Consider the following 22,358-nt stretch of genomic DNA (forward strand, 5'->3'; position numbering starts at 1 on the left):
GAGAACGCCCCGCCGGTTCGTCCGGCGGGGCGTTCTCTGTTGCGGGGCGGCGGTCGGGGTTCCCGTGGTCACGCGTGCTGCGCGGCCCAGTGCGGACTCTGGATCAGGCCGAGCAGGTTGCCGAAGGGGTCGCTGACGGAGGCCGACCACCACCCTTCGCCGCGCTGGGTGACGGGGTCGAACGTGGTGGCCCCGAGGCCCACGAGGCGGTCCAGCTCGGCGTGGATGTCGTCGACGTGCAGGCTCACGAGCGCGCCGCCCGGCTGGGGAAGAGCGGGCCGGAAGCGGGCGTCCATGAGGGCGAACTCGTCGTCGTCGTCGCCGAAGCGCCATTCGGCGTACTGCGGCGTGCCCTGCTCGGGGCGGGCGAAGTAGGGCGGGGCGTCGAACACGCGCGTGTACCAGTCGATCGCGGCGGGCAGGTCTTCGGCGACGAGGTTGAGGTTGGCGAGGCCACGGAACATGGGATTCTCCTTCGGTGGGAACGGCTTTTCTTCTATGCTCGACGTCAAAGTGATCATCCTCTGATCGCTTTCGGAAAAGAGGTTCGCATCCGCGCCGATCGCCTGATCCAGGCCCTCCTGCTGCTGCAGGGGCGTCCACGCATCACCGCCGCGGAGCTGGCCGCGGAACTGGAGGTGTCGGTGCCGACCGCGCGCCGCGACCTGGAGGCGCTCGCCATGTCAGGGGTGCCCATCTATCCCTCTCGGGGTCGCGGCGGCGGCTGGCGGCTGATCGGCGGCGCCCGTACCGACCTGACCGGACTGACCGAGAGCGAGGTGACGTCCTTGCTGATCGCGTTGAGCCAGAGTCGCACTGCCGCGCCGGAGCACACGGCGGCCGTGCGCAAGCTCATGCGTGCCGTTCCCGAGCCGTTCCGCGCCGGGGCGCAGCGCGTGGCCGACGCGACCGTGCGGGATGCCTCGTGGGGTGAGGCGGACGATGCGGCCGAGCGCCCGCGGGTCGCGGAGCTGCAGCGGGCCATCGCCGCACGTCGTCGCGTGCTCGTCCGTTACGGCGCGGCCGCGCGCCCGGTCGACCTGGTGCCGCTCGTGGTCGGGAGCCGGGGGCCGCGCTGGTACCTGCTCGCGGCCCCGGCGCGTGACGGCGTGGCCGACCTCGAGCGGCTGCGCACGTACCGCCTCGACCGGATCGCGGAGCTCGAGGTCACGCGCGAGACGGGCGGGGCGCCGGACGGCTTCGACGCGGCGGCCGCGTGGGAGCGCATGGTTGCGTCGGTCGAGGGTCTGCGCGGTGAGGCTCGGGCCGTGGTCAGGGCGGAGCCGTGGGCGGTGCGCGCGGTGCTCGACCGCTTCGGCCGGCAGGCCGCCATGCTCGATCCGGACGAGTTGCTGGTCGAGGTGCGGGCGCATCGCACGGACGCGCTGGCCGAGCAGCTCGCGGGGTGGACGGGGGCGGTGGAGGTGCTCGAACCGGTCGAGGTGCGCGCGGCCTTACGGGAGCTGGGGGAGCGGATCGCGGAGCAGTACCGCGACGCCTGAGTCCGGACGGCTGGAGGGCTTCGCATGCGGTAGACTCGTATGGTTTGCGTGCCGCTTCGGCGTGCGCGCAGACGACCACGTCCCGGAGATGCCGGTTCGTGGGAGAAGCGGATGCTCATCCTGAGCGAGGCGCGCAGCGCCGAGGCGAAGGGCTGTCGTCCGCCTCGATGAAAGGAAAGAGAATGGCACCGAAGAAGAAGGTGACCGGCCTGATCAAGCTTCAGATCAACGCCGGTGCCGCCAACCCGGCGCCGCCGATCGGCCCCGCGCTCGGTCAGCATGGCGTCAACATCATGGAGTTCTGCAAGGCGTACAACGCCGCGACCGAGTCGCAGCGCGGCAACGTCATCCCCGTCGAGATCACCGTCTACGAGGACCGCAGCTTCACCTTCGTCCTGAAGACCCCGCCCGCGGCGGAGCTCATCAAGAAGGCCGCCGGCGTGCAGAAGGCTTCGGCCACCCCGCACACCGTCAAGGTCGGCAAGATCACTAAGGACCAGGTCCGTCAGATCGCCGAGCAGAAGCAGGCCGACCTGAACGCGAACGACATCGAGGCCGCCTCGAAGATCATCGCCGGCACCGCCCGTTCCATGGGCATCACGGTCGAGGGCTGAGGAGAATAATCATGGCTACCAAGTCCAAGGCTTACAAGGCTGCCGCCGAGAAGATCGAGGCAGACCGTTTCTACACGCCCGCCGAGGCCGTCGCGCTCGCGAAGGAGACCGGCTCGTCGAAGTTCGACTCGACCGTCGAGGTCGCGCTGAAGCTCGCGGTCGACCCCCGCAAGGCCGACCAGATGGTGCGCGGCACCGTCATCCTGCCGCACGGCACCGGTAAGACCGCCCGCGTCATCGTCTTCGCCACCGGCCCCGCGGCCGAGGCGGCGATCGCTGCCGGTGCCGACGAGGTCGGCGGCGCCGAGCTCATCGAGAAGGTCGCCGGCGGCTGGACCGCGTTCGACTCGGCCGTCTCCACCCCGGAGCTCATGGGCCAGGTCGGCCGTCTCGGAAAGGTGCTGGGTCCGCGTGGCCTGATGCCGAACCCGAAGACCGGTACGGTCACCCCGAACCCGGCCAAGGCCGTCGAGGAGATCAAGGGCGGAAAGATCGAGTTCCGCGTCGACAAGCACGCCAACGTGCACTTCGTCGTCGGCAAGGCCTCCTTCACCGCCGAGCAGCTGAACGAGAACATCGGCGCGGCGCTCGAGGAGATCGTGCGCCTCAAGCCGTCCAGCTCGAAGGGCCGCTACATCCAGAAGGGTGCCGTGTCGACCACGTTCGGCCCCGGCATCCCGCTGGACGTCAACGCCATCTGACGCATCGTCAGGCTCAGCGACCACGTCGCAGAGGAACGCCCCCTGGTTCGCCAGGGGGCGTTTCGCATTGCCCGCCACGCTCGCCGAAACGGGGCGTCATCGGATGTGGCGGATCGCGCGGAGCCACGTACTGTGGGGAGGTCCCCGCGCCGGTCGCGTAAACTCGCACCCGCGCCTCTCACCCCCAGGAGGGTCCATGTCCCGTCGTCTCATCGCCGTCACCGCGCTCGTCGTCGCCGCCGCGGCGCTCACCGCCTGCAGTGGTTCGACCACGCCCGCGAGCACGTCCGGCGCGGAGAGCTCGGAAGGCTCCGACTTCGGTCTGGTGAAGGACGGCACGTTCACGGTCGCGACCGAGGGCACCTACCGTCCGTTCAGCTTCCACGACGACGGCGGCTCGGGCGACCTGACCGGCTACGACGTCGAGATCATCCAGGCGGTCGCCGACAAGCTGGGGCTCGAGGTCGAGTTCCAGGAGACGCAGTGGGACGCGATCTTCGCCGGGCTCGACGCCGGCCGCTTCGACGTGATCGCGAACCAGGTGTCGATCAACGAGGAGCGCGAGGCCAAGTACCTCTTCAGCACGCCGTACACGGTCTCGCCCGGCGTGATCGTGGTGGCCGAGGACGACGACTCGATCAGCTCGTTCGACGACCTGGACGGCAAGACCACGGCGCAGTCGCTCACCAGCAACTGGTACGAGCTGGCGACCGAGTCCGGTGCCAGGGTCGAGGCCGTCGAGGGGTGGGCGCAGGCGGTCGAGCTGCTGCGTCAGGGTCGCGTCGACGCCACCGTGAACGACAAGCTCACCTTCCTCGACTACGAGACCACCAACAGCCCGACCGGCCTGAAGATCGCGGCGGAGACCGACGACGCGGGCGAGCAGGCGTTCGTGTTCACGAAGGACAAGACGTCGCTCGTGGAGGCCGTGGACGGGGCCCTCGAGGAGCTGCGCGCCGACGGCACCCTGGCCGAGATCAGCGAGAAGTACTTCGGCGAGGACGTGTCGCAGTAACCGATGGCGAACCCGTGGCAGCTGTTCCTCGACTCGCTCTGGCCGATCGCCTGGGCGGGCCTGACGGCGACGGTGCCGCTCGCCCTGGTGTCGTTCGCGCTGGGGCTGCTGATCGCGATCGGCGTCGCCCTGATGCGCATCTCCGTGCACCCGGTGGTGTCCGGTGTCGCGCGGTTCTACATCTCGGTGATCCGTGGCACGCCGATGCTCGTGCAGCTGTTCGTGATCTTCTACGGCATGCCGTCGATCGGGATCACGCTCGACCCGTGGCCGAGCGCGATCATCGCGCTGTCGCTCAACGTGGGCGGCTACGGCGCCGAGGTCGTGCGCGCCGCGATCCTCTCGGTGCCGAAGGGGCAGTGGGAGGCGGCGTACACGGTCGGCATGAACCGCACGCGCACGCTCACGCGCATCATCCTGCCGCAGGCCGCGCGCGTGTCGGTGCCGCCGCTGTCGAACACCTTCATCTCGCTCGTGAAGGACACCTCCCTCACCTCGCTGATCCTGGTGACGGAGCTGTTCAAGGTGGCGCAGCAGATCGCGGCCACCACGCTCGAGTTCATGGTGGTCTATCTCGCCGCGGCGCTGGTGTACTGGGTGTTCTGCCTGGTGCTGTCGTTCGGTCAGAGCGCCCTGGAGAGGAGGCTCGACAGCCGTGTCGCTCACTGACCAGACGTCCGATCCGCTGCTGTCCGCCCGCGGCCTGCGCAAGAGCTTCGGCGACAACGAGGTGCTGCGCGGCATCGACCTGACGCTGCACCGCGGCGAGGTGCTGGTGCTGATCGGGCCGAGCGGCTCGGGCAAGACCACGGTGCTGCGGGCGCTCAACGGCCTGGAGACCCCGGACGCCGGCGTGATCGCGGTCGACGGCGGGCCGGAGATCGACTTCTCCCCGGCGGCGGCACCGAGGCCGCGCGAGCAGAAGCAGCGTCGGCTCGCCCTGCGCGACCGCTCCGCAATGGTGTTCCAGCACCACAATCTGTTCCCGCACCTGACCGTGCTCGAGAACGTGATCGAGGGGCCGTGGCGAGTGCAGCGGCGGCCCAAGCCCGAGGTCGTCGCCGAGGCCCTGGCGTTGCTCGACCGGGTGGGCCTGGCCGACAAGGCGAAGGCGCGTCCGCACGAACTCTCCGGCGGACAGCAGCAGCGGGTGGGGATCGTGCGCGCTCTCGCCCTCCGGCCCGACCTGCTGCTGTTCGACGAGCCGACGAGTGCGCTCGACCCCGAGCTGGTGGGGGAGGTGCTGCTCGTCATCAAGGAGCTCGCCGACGAGGGCTGGACCATGGCCGTCGTGACGCACGAGCTGAGCTTCGCGCGCGAGGTGGCCGACCACGTGCTGTTCCTGGACGGCGGCGTGGTGGTGGAGCAGGGGCCGCCCGCCGAGATCTTCCGCGCCCCGACGCACGAGCGCACGCAGCGCTTCCTCACGCGCATCCTCCGTCCGCTCGACGGCGCCTGACACCGGTCCGGGGGTCGTGCGGGCCGTCGATCGGTGACAGGATGCGGTCGTGGGAACCATCGACGACTACCTGACCGAGCTCGCCCCCGCCGACCGGGATGCGATCGACCGCGTGTACGCCCTCGCACGCGAGGAGGTGCCGGACGCGGAGCAGGGCACGGGCTACGGCATGCCCGCTCTCGTGCACGGCGGGAAGCCACTGCTGTCGGTGATGCGCGCCAAGAAGCACATCGGCGTCTACCCGTTCAGCCCCGATGCTGTCGCGGCCGTGGCGGCGGCGCTGGCCGATCATCCGGGGGTCAGCGTGGACAAGGGCACCATCCGCTTCCAGCCGGAGCACCCGCTGCCGGAACAGACGCTTCGCGCGCTGGTGCAGGCGCGGCTGGCCCAGATCGACGGGGCCTGAGTCGCGTCAGCCGCCGAGCACCGGCAGGATCAGGCTCACCGCGAGTGCGATCATGATCACCGCGATCAGCGCGTCGAGGATCCGCCACGACCGCTCGGTGCGCAGCCATCGTCCGAGGTAGCGGGCGCCGAAGCCCAGCGCCGTGAACCACAGGACGCTGGCGGTGATGGCTCCGGCGGCGAACAGCCAGCGCCGGTCGCCGTGGGTCGCGGCGATCGACCCCAGCATGAGCACCGTGTCGAGGTACACGTGCGGGTTGAGCCACGTGAGCGCCAGCGTGGTGAGCAGCACCGGCAGCAGGCGCGTTCCGGTGCGGGTCGCGGTCGCCACACCGCCGGTCGGCAGCGCGGCGGCGTCGCCCGCGGGCGCGGAGGTGTCCACCGCCAGCACCTCTCCGCCCCGCCAGGCACGACGGGCGGCGAGCACCCCGTAGCCGAGCAGGAACAGCGCCCCCGCGACCCTGGCGACCACCACGAGCCAGGGGGCCGCCTGCAGCAGGAACCCCAGCCCCGCGACGCCCGCGACGATCAGCAGCCCGTCGGACACGGCGCACACGATCACGACCGCCAGCACGTGCTCGCGTCGGATGCCCTGGCGCAGCACGAAGACGTTCTGCGCGCCGATCGCGACGATGAGGGAGAGGCCGAGTCCGAGGCCGGCGAGGACGGTGAGCATGGGTCCAGCGTAGGAAAGCGCCATCATCAGGGGAAGCGAAGATTCCTTCCGAACCATTAGCATCGCTGATGTGAGGATCGACCCGGAGCTCGCCGCGACCTTGGCCGCCGTCGCCGACGAGGGCACGCTCGACGCCGCGTCCCGACGGCTCCGGATCACGCCCTCCGCCGTCAGCCAGCGGCTCAAGAGCCTGGAAGAGCAGCTGGGGCGCATCCTGCTCGTGCGCAGCAAACCGGCACGCCTCACCGCAGCGGGCGAGGCGGTGGTGCGGCTGGCCAGGCAGGTGGCGCTGCTGGAGCACGACGCTCTCGCCGGCGTGGGCATCGACGACGACGGCTCCGGGCGGCGGATCGTGGTGCCGCTCGCCGTCAACGCCGACTCGATGGCCACCTGGTTCCTCGCGCCGATGGCCCGCCTCTCCGCCACGCACGACATCGACGTCGACCTGCACCGCGACGATCAGAACTTCACCGCGCGGCTGCTCGAGTCGGGCACCGTGATGGCGGCCGTCACGAGCGAGGAGACCCCGGTCGCGGGGTGCACGGTCTCCCCGCTCGGTGTGCTCGAGTACCGCGCCATGGCCGAACGCGGCTTCGTCGAGCGCTGGTTCCCCGACGGCGTGACGCGCGAGGCGCTGGCGCGCGCCCCCTTCGTCGACTTCGACCGCCGCGACACGCTGCAGCACGAGTGGCTCGCTGCGATGTCGGTCGCGCCGCAGGGCGTACCGCGGCACTACGTCCCGGCCTCGCACGACTACGCGGTCGCCGTGGCGCTCGGCCTCGGGTGGGGCATGGTGCCGCGGCTGCAGGAGACACCGGACCTGGTGGCGCTCGGCGGTCCGACGCTGCGGGTCGCGCTGCACTGGCAGCAGTGGAACCTGCGCTCGACGCTGCTCGACACGATCGCCGCGGAGGTCGCCGCGGAGGCGCGCCGGGTGCTCGCCCCGGTCGCAGGCCCCCGGCGGCCCCGGCGGCGCTGACGCACTCCGGGACCGCTGCGCGGATTGTGCCCCGGCTGCGCGCGGAATCGCCTTGTCTCCTCCGGAGGGCTCGGAGAGGATGCGAAGACGCGGGAGAATCCCCCGAGTTCCGCTCGTCCGGTGATCCCCGAGATCGACGATGGAGGGGGAACGACATGGCGACCACGACGACGCGGCGCAAGGTGCGCGCGGTGCTGGCAGGAGGACTCGTCCTCGGGGTGGGAGCGGCCGTCACACTGGCCGCCTGGAATGACTCCGAGTTCGCGACCGGCACGTTCACCGCCGGCACGTTCAACCTGGAGGGGTCGACCGACGGCACGACCTTCACCGATCACAACGTCGACGACGGCGACACGGCCGCCACCCTCGCCTTCGCGCTGCCCGCCGGGGTCGTGGGCACCATGTCGCCCGGCGACACGGTGTACTCCGGGTTCTGGGTGCGACTCGCCGCCGGCACCACCACCGGGGCAGACCTCGTGGCCGCCGGGACCACGGCCGACCCCGCGGCCAGCTCGAACAGCGACCACTTGTCCTACGCCGTGTACCAGCTCGCGCCGGGGGCCACGTGCAACGCGGCCAGCGCGACCGGCACCCCCGTCGCGTCCGGCGCCACGCTCGACGCGCAGACCGGCGTGACCACCGTGACCCTCACCGAGGGCGCGTCCGCCGCGACCCCGGGGACGGCCGTGCAGCTGTGCTTCGCGGTGACCGCGGCGGCCACGCTCGAGCCCGGCCTGGTCACGAACGCGACCTGGGAGTTCACGGCCACCTCGACGAGCTGAGCCGACGATGGTGACCCGCAGGCAGAGGCGGGAGAAGCTCCGGATCCGCTCCCGCCGCATCCGGGCCGTCCTCGCGGGCGGCCTCGTGCTCGGCATCGGAGCGACCGCGACGCTCGCCGCCTGGAACGACGCGGAGTTCGGCGCCGCCACCTTCACGGCCGGACGGTTCGATCTGCTCGGCGCGACCGACGGCGTCACGTTCTCCAGCCACGCGACCACCGGGGCCGCGGCCGCGCTGAACTTCCAGCTCCCGCCCACGGCCATGGCGCCCGGCACGACCACGTACGCGCTGTTCAGCGTCAAGACCGCATCGCCCTCGGTCGCCGGGGTGCTGCAGCTCACGGCGGGCACGCCGGGCGGCACGGGTCTCGCGTCGTCGCTCACCTACGGCGTGCGGACGATCTCCGGGACCACGTGCTCCGCTGCGACCTACGCCGGCGGTACGGCCGTGGTCGCCGACGGCTCCGCGCTCACGACCAGCGGTGCCTCCACGCAGACGGTGGCTGCGAACGGCGCCTCGACCGTGAACTACTGCTTCGCGGTGACACTGCCCACCACGGCCCCGAACACCGCGCAGGGCCTGACGATGACGCAGACATGGCAGATCCAGGGCACGTCGTCGTAGGTGCCGCGGAGCACGAGCGAGAGGAGGGAGCCGTGACGGCACTCACCCGCCGCGAGGCGCGTGCGCGCGAGCAGGCTCAGCCCCGTACGGAGCAGGCTCAGCCTCGCACGGAGCAGGGCGACCGTGGTCCGTCGCGCCGCCCGGGAGCCGTCCGCGCTCTGGGCGACGCGCTGCTCTGGCTCGCGGCGGCGGCCGGGGTCGTGTGCATCGTGCTGGTGCTGCTCGCCGCGACGGCGCAGATCACGCTGATCCTGTTCCGTACCGGCTCGATGTCTCCGACCATCCCCGCGGGATCCGTCGCGGTGGTGCAGCGGGTTCCCGCGTCCGCGGTCGAGGTGGGCGACGTGGTGACGGTCGACCGCCCCGGAGATCTGCCGGTGACCCACCGCGTGACGTCGGTGCAGGAGGGGAGCACGGCGGAGGAGCGGGTGCTGACGCTGCGAGGCGACGCGAACGCCGCCGATGACCCCTTCCCGTACACCGTGACCTCGGTGCGCACCGTGCTGTTCGCGGTGCCCGGACTCGCCACGGTGATCGTCGCACTCGGGCATCCTGTCGTGCTGGGCGGGCTGACGGTGGCGGCGACCGCGCTCGTGGTGTGGGCGTTCTGGCCGCGGTCGCCCCGGCGTGCGCGGTCCGAGGGCGGTCCGCCGTGAGACGCCGCGTCGCGCTCGCGCTCGCCGCACTGCCCGTCGGCCTGGCCCTCGCCGCACCGGCGGCCGCCGTCGCCGCCCCGACGACGCAGGTCGTGCAGGGGCAGGTGCTGCGGCTCGTCTCGGTCGCGGACTGGGAGGCGGCCGGGGACCTGCGCCCCGATCGGCCCGTGCAGTGGGACGTGCAGGTGAGCGCCGACGCGCCGGACCCGGGGCTCGTGCGGCTCGGGGTGAGTGCGACGGGGACCGCGCGACTGCGGCTCGACGTCCGGCTGTGCCCGGAGCCCTGGCGCGGCGACGTGTGCCCGGCGGGGGCCGAGGCGCTGCGCACGGACTGGAGCGTTCCGCGCGACGGTGCCGAGGTGCCGCTCACGGCCATCCGCGACTCCGAGACCGCGCACCTGCGGCTCACGATCGCGCTCGACCCCGACGACGGCTCCGGCAGCACCGAGGTGCGGGTGCTCGCGCATGGAGCGGGGGAGAGCGCCGCAGTGGGCTCGGGCGGCACCCTCGCGGTCACCGGACCGGCGCCGTGGCTGCCCCTGGCGCTTGCGGGCGGGGGACTGCTGCTCATCGGAGGGTTCGTGGCCCGGGGCCGCCGCGAGCGGGACCGCACGGGGGCGCGACCATGACGCGGCCGCGGCGACGTACGCTCGCGGGCACCATCGGGGTCGCCGTCCTGGTGGGAGTGGCGCTCGCGCCCGCGGTGCAGCCCACCGAGGCGCGGTTCACCGATCCCGAGTACGCGGCGGCGTCGTTCACCGCGTCGCAGCTCGCGGCGCCGACCATCACCTCCTGCAACGTCTCGAGCCTGCTCGGGACGTTCACGGGATTCACGATCACCTGGACCTCGGTGTACCTGAAGCCGCAGCAGCGCCTGTCGATCAACAACGTCGTGGTCGACAACACCAACGTCACCCAGACCGGCAGCGGCCCCTACTCCTACTCGGCGACCATCAGCTCCGGGCTGCTGAGCACGCTGCTGGGGAGTCTGCTGGGCTCGTCGAACACGGTGCGCGTCGAAGCCATCATCCCGAGCACGGCCTGGGCGTCGCCCGCCGCGACGCGCACGCTGTCGGTGGGCGGGTTGCTGGGGCTCGGCGGCAACAACACCTGCACCTGAGCGGAGTGCGGGGCCCGGGCGGCGGTCAGTCCGCGAGGGCGAGGGCGCGGAAGAGGTCGCGCTCGCGCAGCTGCTCGCGCCGGCTCGCGGCCGCGTCCTGCGCCCGGGTGGGAACCTCTCGGCCCGTGGTGCGCCGGTACAGTTCGTCGATCAGCGCGGTCGCCAGGTCGACGAGCTTCGCGATCTCGCGGTCGTCGCGGTCGATCCACACGCAGCGCGGCTCGTCGTGCACGGGGGCGAAGTCGACGTGCTCCTCCCACACGAACAGCGTGCGCTCGGCGCCGAGCACGTGCTGCTGCCACCACACCTGACGCAGGTAGGTGCGCGGGATGCCGCGGAACGCCTTGTTGGTGGTCTTGATCTCGGCGAGGCGGATGCGACCCTCGGCGTCGACCGCGATGCCGTCGGGGGTGGCGAGGTGGCGGTGCTCCACCTCGGCGCGGAACAGCGCGGAGGAGGGGAGGATGCCGTGCGTGGCCGCGACCCACGCCGCGATCTCGGGCTCGCGCCGCCGGCCGTGGTCGGTATAGGCGTTGCCGCCGAAGCGCGGACCGCCGCCGAGCTTGGCGTCGGCGGCGCGCGCGATGGAGCGCTCGCTCGTGAGTCCGGCGACGTCGGTCGCGGTGATGCCGCGGGACCGTGCTCGCATCCACGCCACCCGGTCGCGCGAGTCCGCGACGATACGGGCGTGGAGTTCGGGGGTCACCTGAAAACCCTAACCCCGCGCGCCGACGCTCCCTTCCCGTACACGCCGCGGGGCCGCGGTGGCCGCCGCGGATTTGGGGCCCGCCCCGCACTGGGGTAGAGTGGAGCCAACCGAAGACCGCTGGTCATCGTCGTGTGCGCAAGCACGCAGCGATCGAAGCTCTGCATCGCAGGGGCCCGCGCAGGTGTCACGAACTTCCGAGCTCCGTGCGCTTGCGCCGGAGCTCTTCTCTTTGCAGGGGGTCGGAGGCCGGCGCCCCACCACCGTGCGGCGCCTCGTACACATCAAGGAGTGACCATGGCGCAGAAGGATGCATCGGTCGCCGAGCTCACGAAGTCATTCGAGAACTCGAACGCCGTCCTGCTGACCGAGTACCGCGGTCTGACGGTTGCCCAGCTCAAGCAGCTGCGCAACAGCATCCGTCAGGACGCCGAGTACGCCGTGGTGAAGAACACGCTGACCAAGATCGCCGCCAACAAGGCCGGCATCTCCTCGCTGGACGACGACCTCAAGGGTCCGTCGGCCGTCGCGTTCGTGCACGGTGACTTCGTCGCCACTGCCAAGGCTCTGCGTGACTTCGCCAAGGCCAACCCGCTTCTGGTGATCAAGTCCGGCATCTTCGAGGGCAAGGCCCTCACCGCCGACGAGGTCAACACGTACGCCTCGCTCGAGAGCCGTGAGGTTCTGCTGGCGAAGGCCGCGGGAATGATGAAGGCGACGATGGGCAAGGCTGCCGCCACCATCGACGCGCTTCGCGAAAAGCTGGAGACCGCAGAGGCCGCGTAAGCGTCCGGCGATCTCGTCAACACCACCCCATCTATTAGGAGATACATCATGGCGAAGCTCACCACCGAGGAGCTGCTCGAGCAGTTTGCCGGCCTCACCCTCATCGAGCTGAACGACTTCGTGAAGGCGTTCGAGGAGAAGTTCGAGGTCACCGCTGCTGCCCCCGTCGCCGTTGCCGGTGCCGCCGGTGGCGCAGGCGAGGCTGCCGCCGAGGAGGAGAAGGACTCGTTCGACGTCATCCTCGAGGCTGCTGGCGACAAGAAGATCCAGGTCATCAAGGCCGTCCGCGAGCTCACCTCGCTCGGCCTCGGCGAGGCCAAGGCCGTCGTCGACGGTGCTCCGAAGGCTGTCCTTGAGGGCGCCAACAAGGAGACGGCCGAGAAGGCCAAGGCTGCTCTGGAAGAGGCCGGCGCGACCGTCACCCTCAAGTAATTCCAGCGCACCAGCGCTTCTGCGAAGGCCCCGGGTCCGTCCCGGGGCCTTCGTGCGTTCCGGGGCGGGTGCGGGTCAGCGCGGCGGAGCGGTGGAGCTGCGCACGACGAGCGACGAGGGGGCGGACACGCGCTCGAGTGGCGCCTCCGGTTCGTCCATGCGCCGGGTGAGGAGCCGGACGGCCTCGTGCCCCTGCTCGCGCGGCGACTGCCCGATCGTGGTGAGGGCGAACATGTCGGCGTGCTCGTGGTCGTCGATGCCGACCACGCTCAGCTCGGTCGGCACCGCGATCCCCAGTCGCCGGGCGGCGATGATCGCGCCGATGGCGGCCTCGTCGCACACCCCGACGATCGCGGTCGGGCGGTTCCGGCGGTCGCCGAGGAGCCCCGCGGCCGCCGTGTAGCCCCCGGGCATGGTGGGAGCGGCGCCCACGACGCGCGCGTGTGCGTCGAGCCCGGCCGCGCGGAGAGCGCCGTGGTAGCCGTCGAGCCGTTGCTCGTCCCCGTAGCTCAGCTCGCCCGTGTCGGTCGAGCCCCCGACGAACGCGATGTCCGCATGACCGAGCTCGATCAGGTGCTCGGTCGCGATGCGGGCGGCGGCCGTGTCGTCGATCGAGACCGCGCTGGATCCCTCGCTGTAGGGCCCGACGCTGACGAGGGGGCGACCGGTGCGGTGCAGTCGCTCGAGCTCGCGCGCGCTCGGCTGGATGCCGACCGCGATGATGCCGTCGAACCGGCGCCCGGGGAGCACGGTCTCGAACAGCCGCTCCCTGGTCTGCGAGCCCTCGGGCACGCCGTAGAGCGACAGGTCGTAGTCGAGTGCCAGCAGCGACTCCTGCACGCCGGCGAGCAGTTCGGCGAAGAACCAGCGGTCGATGGGCGGCATCACGAGTCCGACGGTCTGCGTGCGACCGGTCGCCAGGCTGGTGGCGGAGGAGTGTGCGACGTAGGCGAGGGCATCGGCGGCATCCATCACGCGGCGCCGCGTCTTCTCCGACACGTAACCGCGTCCGCTCAGCGCCCGACTCGCGGTGGCCTTGGACACTCCGGCACGGGACGCGACGTCCGCGATCGTGCTCATCGGTCCTCCTCGACCAGGGTCCACCTCGGCGTGGTGCGGGCGGTTGCCGCGCTCGACGGGTGACAGCGTAGCGGCTCGATCGGGGAAAAGGAACCGGTTCCACAGCGCGCGGGAGGGAGCGCTCCCATATCGGGGCGAACAGCGCGCGCGAATGGTTGTGAGCTTGTGACCCTTGCGTGTTGTGCGGGAAGCGAGCCGCCAGTATGTTGGCCTGGAATCGGTTCCCGAATCGACGCCGGTGCTGGCGACGGACGGCGGGACCCTGTACTCGAAGAGGAGAATTCACATGGCTCTGTCACAGCGTTCCCGGCTGGTCGTGCCGCTGGCCCTCATGGGCGTCGCGGGCATCGCCCTCGCCGGTTGCGGGGCTCCGGGCGGTGCGCCGAGCACCGGAGGCGGCGGAGGCGATGACGCCACCGTCACGATCTACGGCACGATCGTCGACTCGGAGGCGGAACTCCTCCAGGAATCGTGGAAAGACTGGGCCGAAGAGAACAACATCACCATCAAGTACGAGGGCAGCCAGGACTTCGAGACCCAGCTCGGCACCCGCGCTCAGGGCGGCAACCCGCCGGACATCGCGATCTTCCCGCAGCCGGGCCTGTTCGCCGACTTCGCCGACCGCGGCTTCCTGAAGCCCGCGCCGGAAGAGGTCGAGAAGAACGCCAACGAGTACTGGACCGAGGACTGGGTGGCCTACGGCACCGTCGACGACACGTTCTACGGCGCGCCGCTCATGGCCAACGTCAAGGGCTGGATCTGGTACTCCCCGGCGAAGTTCGCCGAGTGGGGCGTCGAAGTGCCCAAGACTCTCGACGAGATGTCGGCGCTGACCGAGACGATCCAGGCGGCCACGGGCACTCCCGCCTGGTGCGCGGGCTTCGAGTCCGGCACGGCGACCGGCTGGCCGGGCACCGACTGGGTCGAGGACTACGTGCTGCGCCAGTCCGGCCCGGACGTCTACGACCAGTGGGTCACCAACGAGGTGAAGTTCACCGACCCGCAGATCAAGGAGGCGTTCGACGCGGTCGGGCAGATCCTGCTCAACCCGGCCAACGTGAACGCGGGCTTCGGTGACGTGCGTTCGATCAACTCCACCGCGTTCGGCGACGTGGCGCCCAAGCTCGCCGCCGGCGAGTGCGCGCTGACGCACCAGGCGTCGTTCCTGTCCGGCTTCTTCCCGGAGGGCACCAACATCGCCGAGGACGGCGACGTCTGGGCGTTCATGCTCCCCGGCGAGTCCGAGGACGACACCGCAGTCACGGGTGCCGGTGAGATCGTCGGCGCGTTCAGCGACTCGGAGGCCACGCAGAAGGTGCTCGCGTACCTCTCCAGCCCGGAGTGGGCCAACAGCCGCGTGAGCCTGGGTGGCGTCACCTCCGCCAACAACGGCCTCGACCCGGCCAACGCGAAGGACCCGATCCTCCAGGAGACCATCAAGATCCTGCAGGACCCGGACACCACGTTCCGCTTCGACGCCTCCGACCTGATGCCCGGCGCCGTGGGTGCCGGAACCTTCTGGAAGGGCATGGTCGCGTGGATCAACGGCACCTCGACCGATGAGGTGCTCACGCAGATCGAGACCGGCTGGCCGTCCAGCTGATCCCGGGGGGAGGGGCCGCCCCGCACCAGGGGCGGCCCCTCTGCTCCCTCGGCGCGCACGACGACGGTGCGCGCCGCTGATCCGCTCCGCGTGACGTAAGGGGAATCCGTGAACGCGACAGTCTTTTTCCAGTGGATCGGCTCGCTCCCGCCGATCCTGCAGGCGGTCGCCGTGGTCATCGCGTTCGCGGTGGTCGTGGCGCTGATCCTGCTCCTCGTGGACATCGCTCCACGCCGGGGCACGCAGTACACCATCATCCGGCTGGCGATGTGCCTGCTCATCCCGCTCGCGGTGATGTGGTTCTTCAACTCGTACTACTGGGCCATGGGGGTCGCGGTCCTCGTCGGTGCCCTGTTCTTCTTCCTGGACTACCGGTCGCGCGACGGAGCGGGGTACCTGATCCAGCTCGTGGCCTTCATGGCCCCGGCGATGCTGCTCCTGCTGGTCGGCCTCATCCTCCCGTCGATCCAGACCATGTACACCTCGTTCTGGAACTCCTCGGGCAACACGTTCGTCGGCTTCGCCAACTACGTGTGGATCTTCACGCAGTCCGACGGCATCACCTCGGTCGTCAACACCATCATCTGGGTGCTGCTGGTGCCCACGATCTCGACCGTCGTCGGCCTCGCCTACGCGGTGTTCATCGATCGGACCCGCGGCGAGAAGATCTACAAGGTGCTGGTGTTCATGCCGATGGCGATCTCGTTCGTCGGCGCGAGCATCATCTGGCGGTTCATGTACGAGTACCGCGGACCCGAGTTCGAGCAGATCGGTCTGCTCAACCAGATCCTGGTGTGGTTCGGCGGCACCCCGCAGCAGTGGCTGCTCAACCAGCCGTGGAACAACCTGTTCCTGATCGTGGTGCTCATCTGGGTGCAGACCGGTTTCGCGATGGTGGTGCTGTCGGCCTCCATCAAGGGCGTCCCGGCCGAGCTGCTGGAGGCGGCCGAGCTGGACGGCGCGAACGCCTGGCAGCGGTTCATCTCGGTGACCGTGCCGGCGATCCGCCCGGCTCTCATCGTCGTCCTCACGACGATCTCGATCGCGTCGCTGAAGGTGTTCGACATCGTCCGCACCATGACCGCCGGTAACTACGGCACGTCGGTGCTGGCGAACGAGATGTACACGCAGTTCTCGAAGTTCGAGGCGGGACGCAGCGCCGCGCTCTCCGTCATCCTGTTCATCCTGGTGCTGCCGATCGTCATCTACAACGCACGCCAGATCAAGAAGCAGCGGGAGATCCGATGACCGACACGCTTGGTACCGAGACCCCGGCCAGCACGCGCGCGATCACGACCGGTGGTGGCCTCGACGGCGCCGCCGGACGCGCACGGAAGAAGCTGTCCCGTCCGTGGGCATCCGCCGCGTCGATCGTCATCGCGGTGCTGTGGACGATCCCGACGCTGGGGCTGTTCATCTCGTCGTTCCGTCCGCGCGACGACATCCAGTCCACGGGATGGTGGACGTTCTTCGCCAACCCGCAGGTGACGCTCGAGAACTACGTCGACGTGCTGCAGTCGGGCACGACGCAGCTGACGATCCTCGAGTCGTTCATCAACTCGATAGCCATCACCATCCCGGCCACGATCATCCCGCTGATGATCGCGGCGATGGCGGCGTACGCGTTCGCGTGGATCGACTTCAAGGGCCGCAACGCGCTGTTCATCTTCGTGTTCGCGCTGCAGATCGTGCCGATCCAGATGGCCCTGGTGCCGCTGCTCAGCTCGTTCTCGCGCGGCCTCAACCTGTTCGGACTGCAGGTCACGCTGCCGCTCGGCGCGTCGGACGGCTACGCGCAGGTGTGGATCGCGCACTCGATGTTCGCGCTGCCGTTGGCGATCTACCTGCTGCACAACTTCATGTCGGAGATCCCCGGTGAGATCATCGAGGCCGCCCGCGTGGACGGCGCCTCGCGGGGGCAGATCTTCTTCCGGGTCGTGTTGCCGCTGACCATGCCCGCGATCGCCTCCGTGGCGATCTTCCAGTTCCTGTGGGTGTGGAACGACCTGCTCGTGGCGCTGGTGTTCGCGGACGGCGCGGCGGCGCCGATCACGAAGCTGCTGGCCGAGATCACCGGAACCCGCGGCAACGACTGGTACCTGCTCACGGCGGGCGCCTTCGTGTCGATCATCATCCCGCTCATCGTGTTCTTCGCCCTGCAGCGCTACTTCGTGCGCGGGCTGCTGGCGGGCTCGACGAAGGGCTGACGCGTTCCACGAAAGGTGCCGCGGGCGGACTGCGTACAGCAGCCGCCCGCGGCACCTTTCGTCGTGTCTGGATGGGTGCCTGCGCGTCGGCGGGGCGACCCCGCGGCGGTAGCCCGGCGTTCTCAGCGATCTCACACGAAATCCCGTCGGGTTCCCGCGTAACGGATCGGGCCGTGCTCCGTCTCATCACGTAGGGACGATCTGGGGACGTCCGCTCGGGGGTGGAGCGATCCGGTCCGGATGTATGGGGCATCCGGTCCGGCCGTCGGCAGTCGTGTCTGCGTGCGCCGTGGCAGGAGTGTGCCGTGGCGGCGCGTCCGCAGCGAAAGCTGAAATCGGAAGCCAGAAAGACACAACAGATGAACATCGTGGGGAATCGCGCGCGCGCCTGGGGAGGCCGCGCGGTCATGGGGGCGGCGGTCGCCGCCCTCGCAGTGGTGGGTGCGCTGCTGACACCGGGGGCGGCGTCGGCGGTCGCGTCCGGCCCAGACGGGCGGACGCAGGAGACGGCGGCGGCGTCGTGCTGGGAGATCAAGCAGAACAACCCGGCGGCGACGGACGGGGTGTACTGGCTGGTGACTCCGGCGCTGGTGTATCCGCAGCAGTTCTACTGCGACCAGACGACCGACGGCGGCGGGTGGGTGCTCGTGGGCCGCGGTCGGGAGGCGTGGAAGGAGAGCTACAACGGTCTCGGCACCGCGGCGCAGGTGGCGAGCACGCCTTCCGGTACCGCCGCGTTCGCGCCCGCTGAACTGCCCGCCAAGACCGTGGACGGGCTGCTCGACAACGGCCGCCCCGATGCGCTGCCCGACGGCGTGCGCGTCCGCCGGGCCACGAACACCGCCGGCACCGCGTGGCAGGAGGTGCGGTTCTCGCTCGCGAAGAGCGATCGGTGGGAGTGGACCTTCGGTGCCAAGCACGACCTCTCCACCTGGGGCTTCGGTGCCAGCGGCGACATCGACACGACCGGCACGGGCGGCGTGACGGCGACGTTCAACGACGATGCCGGGTGGAACAACGTGGTCTTCTCACAGCGGGCGACGCACGGCTACCGGATGGGCTGGGCCTACGGTTCCGCGGTCACCGGGACCACAGATGCGTCCTCGTACCTGTGGGCTCCCGCGGGGCAGGGGTATGCGACCCCGTTCGCTCAGGTGTTCCTGCGTCCGAAGCTGACGCTGTCGACGCTGGACTTCGGCACGGTGCCCACGACCGGTACTCCGGCGAGCACGCTGCCATCGATCCCGAGCTCCTACGCGATGAAGACCACCTGGGGTGTCTCCGGACTCGCGAACGGTCTGTCCGGAGAGACGAACGTGGAGGTCTCGGACTTCGGTGAGGTCGCGGGAAAGGTGTTCGTCGGCGGCAACTTCCTGAATGTGCAGCAGTCGAAGGACGGTGCCGGTCAGGTGCAGCAGCCCTACTTGGCGGCGTTCGACGTGAACACGGGGCAGTGGGTGTCGACGTTCCGGCCGAAGCTCGATGGTCAGGTGAAGTCGGTGCAGGCGCTGCCCGACGGGCGGCTGGCGATCGGCGGGCAGTTCTCGACCGTGAACGGGGTGTCGCAGCCGGGGCTGGCGATCCTCGACCCGGCGACCGGGCAGCTCTCCGGCTGGCAGGTGAAGACCGAGCATCGGGCCACCGGGGCCGTGCCCTTCGTGCGCGACCTCGACGTGCAGAACGGCTACCTCTACGTGGCCGGCTCGTTCACGCACCTGACCTCGGTCGGTACCACTCCGACGACCGCGTCGACGTGGAACGGCGGTCGGATCGTCCTGGCGACCGGCAAGCCCGACACGAACTGGAACGCGAACCTCAACGGCACCGCCGCCTCGGTGGATGCCAACACGCAGGGCGACCGCGCCTACTTCTCGGGCTACTTCCTGATGAAGGGCACGACCTCCGCCCCGTCGGCCGCGGTGCTGCAGACGGCGGCCGGCGCGCCCCTCGCGACGGCCTGGACCCCGGTGTTCAGCGACGACCGCAAGGACGAGAACGGCAACTACGTCAACGCGGTGTGGCAGCTCGGCATCATCGAGGTCGGCGGTCGCGTGTGGATGGGCGGCTCGCAGCACTCGATGTTCTCGTATGACAGGAACACGATGCAGCGCGTCGGCGGCTGGATCACGCAGGTGGGCGGCGACATGCAGACGGTCGAGACGAACGGCTCGGTGGTGATCGGCGGCTGCCACTGCGGCGACTACGTGTACGACGACGCCTATAGCCAGACCCTCGTCGGCGGCTTCAGCCAGGCGGACAAGATCAACCTGATGGGGGCGTGGGACGCCAAGACGGGGAAGTACATCCCGGACTGGTCGCCGATGGTGGAGGCTCGCGCGGGCTATGGCGCGTGGGGCACGTTCTTCGACAGCACGGGCAACCTGTGGGTGGGTGGCGACTTCAACCGGTCGCAGCTGCCGGGCGGGACGGAGCAGTGGTCGGGCGGGTTCATCCGCTTCGCGCCGCGCGACTCCGTGGCGCCGACGCGGCCCGGGGCGATCACCTCGACTCCGGGGGCGGGCGGCACGTCCGCGACCCTGACGTGGGGGGCGTCGACCGACGCGGGCTCGAGCGTGACGTATGAGGTGCTGCAGGGCAACCGGGTAATCGCGTCCACGACCTCGACGTCATACACCGTGCCGGTGACCTCGACCGCGACGAACTACACCGTGCGGGCGCGGGACGCCGTGGGCAACCGTTCGGCGTCCACCGTGGCCTTCGCGGTGGCTCCGGCCCCCGCGAGTGCGTTGACCTTCGTGGGCAACGGAGACTCGTGGTCGTGGCGCTACTCGTCGGATGCGCTGCCGTCGACCTGGAACGCGACGACGTTCGACGCCTCCTCGTGGGCGGTCGGCACGGCGCTGTTCGGCCGCGGGGTGTCGGGGGCGACGACCAACCTGGATCCGTCGAACCTGGCGACCAAGCCGCTGAGCGCCCAGTTCCGCAAGTCGTTCACCGTGACCGACGCCGCGACCGTGACGAACGCGAAGGTGTCTCTGATCGCGAACGACGGTGCCGTGGTGTATCTCAACGGCCGGGAGCTGGGTCGCGTGCGGATGCCGTCCGGCACGGTCACGCAGAACACCTACGCGACGGCGGCGGTCACCGAGGCCTCGGCGGCGGGCACGCGCGCGGTGTTCACGGTCCCGCCTGGAGTGCTGACCGAGGGGACGAACGTGCTCGCGGTGTCGGTGCACGCGAACTTCCGCACGACCGCGGACCTCGGGTTCGATCTGGCGTTCACCGGGGAGCGGGCGGCTCCGGCAGCTCCGGCGCCGGTGACCGGTCTGACGGCGACGCCGGCTCAGTCGTCGGTGGCGTTGACGTGGACGGCTCCGGCGGGGACCACGGCGGCGGCGTCGTATGTGGTGTCGCGCAACGGGGTGAAGGTCGGGACGGTGACGGCGCCGACGACGTCGTTCACGGATACCGGGTTGACGGCGTCGACGGCGTATTCGTACACGGTGTCGGCGGTGTCGGCGGCGGGGGTGTCGTCGACGCCCGTGTCGGTGTCGGCGACGACGACGGCGGCTGCTCCGGTGGCGGGGGTGTCGGTGCCGGCGGGGTCGTCGTGGTCGTGGCGGTACTCCGCGGACGCGTGGCCGGCGAACTGGAACACGGTCGGGTTCGATGCGTCGTCGTGGGCGAGCGGGGCGGCGGTGCTGGGTCGTGGGGGGACGGTGGCGACGAACATCGATCCGTCGAACCTGGCGACCAAGCCGCTCAGTGCCCTGTTCCGCACGTCGTTCACGGTGGCGGATGCGTCGACGGTGAAGGACGGGACGGTGTCGGTGATCGCCGATGACGGGGTGGTGCTGTATCTGAACGGGGTGGAGTTGGGGCGGGCGAACCTGCCCACCGGCTCGATCACCCAGAACACGTACGCCACCGCGGCTCCCCGCTCGGGCACGGCGGCGGGTGCGAAGGTGACGTTCCAGGTGCCGGCGAAACTGCTGGTGGAGGGCACGAACGTGCTCGCCGCGAGTGTGCACGCCAACTACCGCGGCACCCCGGACCTCAGCTTCGACCTCGCCCTCACCATGCCGAGGTGACAGCCGACGGCGCGGCCGGTCGCCCACGGGTGACCGGCCGCGCACGGTCCGAAAATCGATCCGGGATTCCGGCGTAATGAATCGGGCGCACGGCCGTCTCATGTTATGGGGACGTTCGCAGCGGGGGTGAGCTGAGCCGGAGGCACCTGCCTGCCGCCTCACCCGCGCCCGGATTCGGTCGTGGGTGCAGTGCGCCGAAACGACAACGGACACGAAGGAATCCGATGTACCCGAAGGGAATCCGAGCGCGCACCTGGGGGATGCGCGCTCTGGTGGGAGCGACCATCGCCGCCACCGCATTCACGAGCTCACTGGTGACGGCCGCTTCGGCGGGAGGTGCCGTGCTGGAGATGATGAGCACGCACGCGCCCGCCGTGAAGGGCACCAAGAACGTCGCGATCCACAGCGGCTCGACCTGGGCCTGGCGATACTCCACCCAGGCGCTGCCCGACGACTGGACCAGCGTCGACTACGACGCAGCCGGCTGGAACAGCGGGCCCGGGGTCCTCGGACGCGGTGCGCCGGGAGAGACCACGACCATCGACCCCACCAGCCTGTCGAACAAGCCCGTGAGCGCCCAGTTCCGCAAGACGTTCAGCGTCACCGGAGCCTCGCGCGTGCACGACGGCACGGTCACCGTGATCGCGGACGACGGCGTCGTGGTGTACCTCAACGGGGTCGAACTGGGGCGAGCGAACCTCCCGGAGGGCACGCTCACGCAGTACTCACTCGCCACGGCGGCACCCCGCGCCGACGTCGCCGCCAGGAACGTCTTCACGTTCCCGGTTCCGGCCGCGGCGCTGGTCGAGGGGACCAACGTCATCGCGGCGTCGGTTCACGCCAACACCCCGACGACGCGAGACCTGAGCTACGACCTCACGCTCCGCATGCCTCGGTGAACCGGTGTCGAACTCGACAGTGCGCGGGTTCGACATGCAACATTTTACTTTTCGCGTAA

24 protein-coding genes are annotated in these 22,358 nt (G+C 70.3%); 20 read left to right on the forward strand and 4 right to left on the reverse strand.

The window, feature by feature from the left end; genetic code table 11:
* Positions 1–68: 68 nt before the first annotated feature.
* Positions 69–464 carry a VOC family protein gene (locus tag KE274_RS16540; RefSeq protein WP_249186151.1) on the reverse strand — a complete coding sequence of 132 codons (396 nt, stop codon included), beginning with the start codon at positions 462–464 and terminating at the stop codon, positions 69–71.
* 105 nt (positions 465–569) lie between these two features.
* Here KE274_RS16540 and KE274_RS16545 point away from each other — a divergent pair, with 105 nt between their 5' ends.
* The 7 genes from KE274_RS16545 to KE274_RS09360 all read left to right on the forward strand — a co-directional run bounded on the left by KE274_RS16545 (position 570) and on the right by KE274_RS09360 (position 5,697).
* Complete coding sequence (locus KE274_RS16545) at positions 570–1,502, forward strand: helix-turn-helix transcriptional regulator (RefSeq protein ID WP_307872185.1); 933 nt, start codon at positions 570–572, stop codon at positions 1,500–1,502.
* Positions 1,503–1,684: 182 nt separating this feature from the next.
* Complete coding sequence (gene rplK / locus KE274_RS09335; RefSeq protein WP_025102337.1) at positions 1,685–2,116, forward strand: 50S ribosomal protein L11; 432 nt, start codon at positions 1,685–1,687, stop codon at positions 2,114–2,116.
* A gap of 11 nt (positions 2,117–2,127) precedes the next feature.
* Positions 2,128–2,817 carry a 50S ribosomal protein L1 gene (gene rplA / locus KE274_RS09340; RefSeq protein WP_211543043.1) on the forward strand — a complete coding sequence of 230 codons (690 nt, stop codon included), beginning with the start codon at positions 2,128–2,130 and terminating at the stop codon, positions 2,815–2,817.
* 196 nt (positions 2,818–3,013) lie between these two features.
* Positions 3,014–3,832: an amino acid ABC transporter substrate-binding protein gene (locus KE274_RS09345; RefSeq protein ID WP_211543045.1), complete on the forward strand. Its 819-nt coding sequence runs from the start codon at positions 3,014–3,016 to the stop codon at positions 3,830–3,832.
* A gap of 3 nt (positions 3,833–3,835) precedes the next feature.
* The gene (locus tag KE274_RS09350; protein WP_211543046.1) at positions 3,836–4,501 is read left to right on the forward strand and encodes an amino acid ABC transporter permease; all 666 of its coding nucleotides are present in this window, start codon (positions 3,836–3,838) and stop codon (positions 4,499–4,501) included.
* The gene (locus tag KE274_RS09355) at positions 4,488–5,291 is read left to right on the forward strand and encodes an amino acid ABC transporter ATP-binding protein (protein ID WP_307872180.1); all 804 of its coding nucleotides are present in this window, start codon (positions 4,488–4,490) and stop codon (positions 5,289–5,291) included. Before KE274_RS09350 ends, KE274_RS09355 begins: the two co-directional genes overlap by 14 nt.
* 49 nt (positions 5,292–5,340) lie before the next feature.
* The gene (locus KE274_RS09360; RefSeq protein WP_211543048.1) at positions 5,341–5,697 is read left to right on the forward strand and encodes an iron chaperone; all 357 of its coding nucleotides are present in this window, start codon (positions 5,341–5,343) and stop codon (positions 5,695–5,697) included.
* A gap of 6 nt (positions 5,698–5,703) precedes the next feature.
* On the opposite strand, the gene KE274_RS09365 is transcribed toward KE274_RS09360, so the two are convergent.
* Positions 5,704–6,372: a LysE/ArgO family amino acid transporter gene (locus KE274_RS09365; protein WP_211543050.1), complete on the reverse strand. Its 669-nt coding sequence runs from the start codon at positions 6,370–6,372 to the stop codon at positions 5,704–5,706.
* Positions 6,373–6,442: 70 nt separating this feature from the next.
* On the opposite strand from KE274_RS09365, the gene KE274_RS09370 reads away from it, so the two are divergent.
* The 6 genes from KE274_RS09370 (at position 6,443) to KE274_RS09395 (ending at position 10,534) form a co-directional block, all read left to right on the forward strand.
* Positions 6,443–7,351: a LysR family transcriptional regulator ArgP gene (locus tag KE274_RS09370; protein WP_211543052.1), complete on the forward strand. Its 909-nt coding sequence runs from the start codon at positions 6,443–6,445 to the stop codon at positions 7,349–7,351.
* Between the two features lie 155 nt (positions 7,352–7,506).
* The gene (locus KE274_RS09375) at positions 7,507–8,133 is read left to right on the forward strand and encodes a SipW-dependent-type signal peptide-containing protein (protein WP_211543053.1); all 627 of its coding nucleotides are present in this window, start codon (positions 7,507–7,509) and stop codon (positions 8,131–8,133) included.
* Between the two features lie 7 nt (positions 8,134–8,140).
* Entirely contained in the window at positions 8,141–8,758 is a 618-nt protein-coding gene (locus KE274_RS09380; protein WP_211543055.1) for a SipW-dependent-type signal peptide-containing protein, read from the forward strand.
* A 32-nt stretch (positions 8,759–8,790) separates the two neighbouring features.
* Entirely contained in the window at positions 8,791–9,414 is a 624-nt protein-coding gene (locus KE274_RS09385; protein WP_307872181.1) for a signal peptidase I, read from the forward strand.
* Positions 9,411–10,043 (forward strand): hypothetical protein, encoded by a 633-nt coding sequence (locus KE274_RS09390; RefSeq protein WP_211543059.1) that lies wholly within the window; start codon positions 9,411–9,413, stop codon positions 10,041–10,043. The genes KE274_RS09385 and KE274_RS09390 overlap by 4 nt, the downstream gene beginning before the upstream one ends.
* Entirely contained in the window at positions 10,040–10,534 is a 495-nt protein-coding gene (locus KE274_RS09395; protein ID WP_211543061.1) for a hypothetical protein, read from the forward strand. The genes KE274_RS09390 and KE274_RS09395 overlap by 4 nt, the downstream gene beginning before the upstream one ends.
* Positions 10,535–10,559: 25 nt before the next feature.
* Here KE274_RS09395 and KE274_RS09400 read toward each other — a convergent pair whose 3' ends face one another.
* A complete protein-coding gene (locus tag KE274_RS09400) occupies positions 10,560–11,240 on the reverse strand; it encodes a YqaJ viral recombinase family protein (protein WP_211543064.1) in 681 nt (226 codons plus the stop codon).
* Positions 11,241–11,537: 297 nt separating this feature from the next.
* Here KE274_RS09400 and rplJ point away from each other — a divergent pair, with 297 nt between their 5' ends.
* Entirely contained in the window at positions 11,538–12,026 is a 489-nt protein-coding gene (gene rplJ / locus KE274_RS09405; RefSeq protein WP_211543066.1) for a 50S ribosomal protein L10, read from the forward strand.
* A gap of 48 nt (positions 12,027–12,074) precedes the next feature.
* The gene (gene rplL / locus KE274_RS09410) at positions 12,075–12,458 is read left to right on the forward strand and encodes a 50S ribosomal protein L7/L12 (protein WP_067194328.1); all 384 of its coding nucleotides are present in this window, start codon (positions 12,075–12,077) and stop codon (positions 12,456–12,458) included.
* Between the two features lie 75 nt (positions 12,459–12,533).
* On the opposite strand, the gene KE274_RS09415 is transcribed toward rplL, so the two are convergent.
* A complete protein-coding gene (locus KE274_RS09415; protein ID WP_211543068.1) occupies positions 12,534–13,538 on the reverse strand; it encodes a LacI family DNA-binding transcriptional regulator in 1,005 nt (334 codons plus the stop codon).
* 286 nt (positions 13,539–13,824) lie between these two features.
* Here KE274_RS09415 and KE274_RS09420 point away from each other — a divergent pair, with 286 nt between their 5' ends.
* The 5 genes from KE274_RS09420 to KE274_RS09440 all read left to right on the forward strand — a co-directional run bounded on the left by KE274_RS09420 (position 13,825) and on the right by KE274_RS09440 (position 22,299).
* Complete coding sequence (locus tag KE274_RS09420) at positions 13,825–15,141, forward strand: ABC transporter substrate-binding protein (protein WP_211543070.1); 1,317 nt, start codon at positions 13,825–13,827, stop codon at positions 15,139–15,141.
* A gap of 108 nt (positions 15,142–15,249) precedes the next feature.
* Positions 15,250–16,389 carry a carbohydrate ABC transporter permease gene (locus KE274_RS09425; protein ID WP_211543072.1) on the forward strand — a complete coding sequence of 380 codons (1,140 nt, stop codon included), beginning with the start codon at positions 15,250–15,252 and terminating at the stop codon, positions 16,387–16,389.
* A complete protein-coding gene (locus KE274_RS09430) occupies positions 16,386–17,348 on the forward strand; it encodes a carbohydrate ABC transporter permease (protein WP_211543074.1) in 963 nt (320 codons plus the stop codon). The genes KE274_RS09425 and KE274_RS09430 overlap by 4 nt, the downstream gene beginning before the upstream one ends.
* Positions 17,349–17,707: 359 nt before the next feature.
* The gene (locus KE274_RS09435) at positions 17,708–21,400 is read left to right on the forward strand and encodes a fibrinogen-like YCDxxxxGGGW domain-containing protein (RefSeq protein WP_211543076.1); all 3,693 of its coding nucleotides are present in this window, start codon (positions 17,708–17,710) and stop codon (positions 21,398–21,400) included.
* A 224-nt stretch (positions 21,401–21,624) separates the two neighbouring features.
* Positions 21,625–22,299: a hypothetical protein gene (locus tag KE274_RS09440; protein WP_211543078.1), complete on the forward strand. Its 675-nt coding sequence runs from the start codon at positions 21,625–21,627 to the stop codon at positions 22,297–22,299.
* Positions 22,300–22,358: the final 59 nt, after the last annotated feature.

It is taken from the genome of Microbacterium paraoxydans (assembly GCF_018224615.1).
Lineage (GTDB): Bacteria > Actinomycetota > Actinomycetes > Actinomycetales > Microbacteriaceae > Microbacterium > Microbacterium paraoxydans_B.

Bases quoted from the DNA above. Each gene is read 5' to 3' on its own strand.
- KE274_RS16540 (WP_249186151.1), bottom strand. From the start codon at position 464: ATGTTCCGTGGCCTCGCCAACCTCAACCTCGTCGCCGAAGACCTGCCC.
- rplK (WP_025102337.1), top strand. From the start codon at position 1,685: ATGGCACCGAAGAAGAAGGTGACCGGCCTGATCAAGCTTCAGATCAAC.
- rplA (WP_211543043.1), top strand. From the start codon at position 2,128: ATGGCTACCAAGTCCAAGGCTTACAAGGCTGCCGCCGAGAAGATCGAG.
- KE274_RS09345 (WP_211543045.1), top strand. From the start codon at position 3,014: ATGTCCCGTCGTCTCATCGCCGTCACCGCGCTCGTCGTCGCCGCCGCG.
- KE274_RS09350 (WP_211543046.1), top strand. From the start codon at position 3,836: ATGGCGAACCCGTGGCAGCTGTTCCTCGACTCGCTCTGGCCGATCGCC.
- KE274_RS09365 (WP_211543050.1), bottom strand. From the start codon at position 6,372: ATGCTCACCGTCCTCGCCGGCCTCGGACTCGGCCTCTCCCTCATCGTC.
- KE274_RS09375 (WP_211543053.1), top strand. From the start codon at position 7,507: ATGGCGACCACGACGACGCGGCGCAAGGTGCGCGCGGTGCTGGCAGGA.
- KE274_RS09380 (WP_211543055.1), top strand. From the start codon at position 8,141: ATGGTGACCCGCAGGCAGAGGCGGGAGAAGCTCCGGATCCGCTCCCGC.
- KE274_RS09395 (WP_211543061.1), top strand. From the start codon at position 10,040: ATGACGCGGCCGCGGCGACGTACGCTCGCGGGCACCATCGGGGTCGCC.
- rplJ (WP_211543066.1), top strand. From the start codon at position 11,538: ATGGCGCAGAAGGATGCATCGGTCGCCGAGCTCACGAAGTCATTCGAG.
- rplL (WP_067194328.1), top strand. From the start codon at position 12,075: ATGGCGAAGCTCACCACCGAGGAGCTGCTCGAGCAGTTTGCCGGCCTC.
- KE274_RS09415 (WP_211543068.1), bottom strand. From the start codon at position 13,538: ATGAGCACGATCGCGGACGTCGCGTCCCGTGCCGGAGTGTCCAAGGCC.
- KE274_RS09420 (WP_211543070.1), top strand. From the start codon at position 13,825: ATGGCTCTGTCACAGCGTTCCCGGCTGGTCGTGCCGCTGGCCCTCATG.
- KE274_RS09430 (WP_211543074.1), top strand. From the start codon at position 16,386: ATGACCGACACGCTTGGTACCGAGACCCCGGCCAGCACGCGCGCGATC.
- KE274_RS09435 (WP_211543076.1), top strand. From the start codon at position 17,708: ATGAACATCGTGGGGAATCGCGCGCGCGCCTGGGGAGGCCGCGCGGTC.
- KE274_RS09440 (WP_211543078.1), top strand. From the start codon at position 21,625: ATGTACCCGAAGGGAATCCGAGCGCGCACCTGGGGGATGCGCGCTCTG.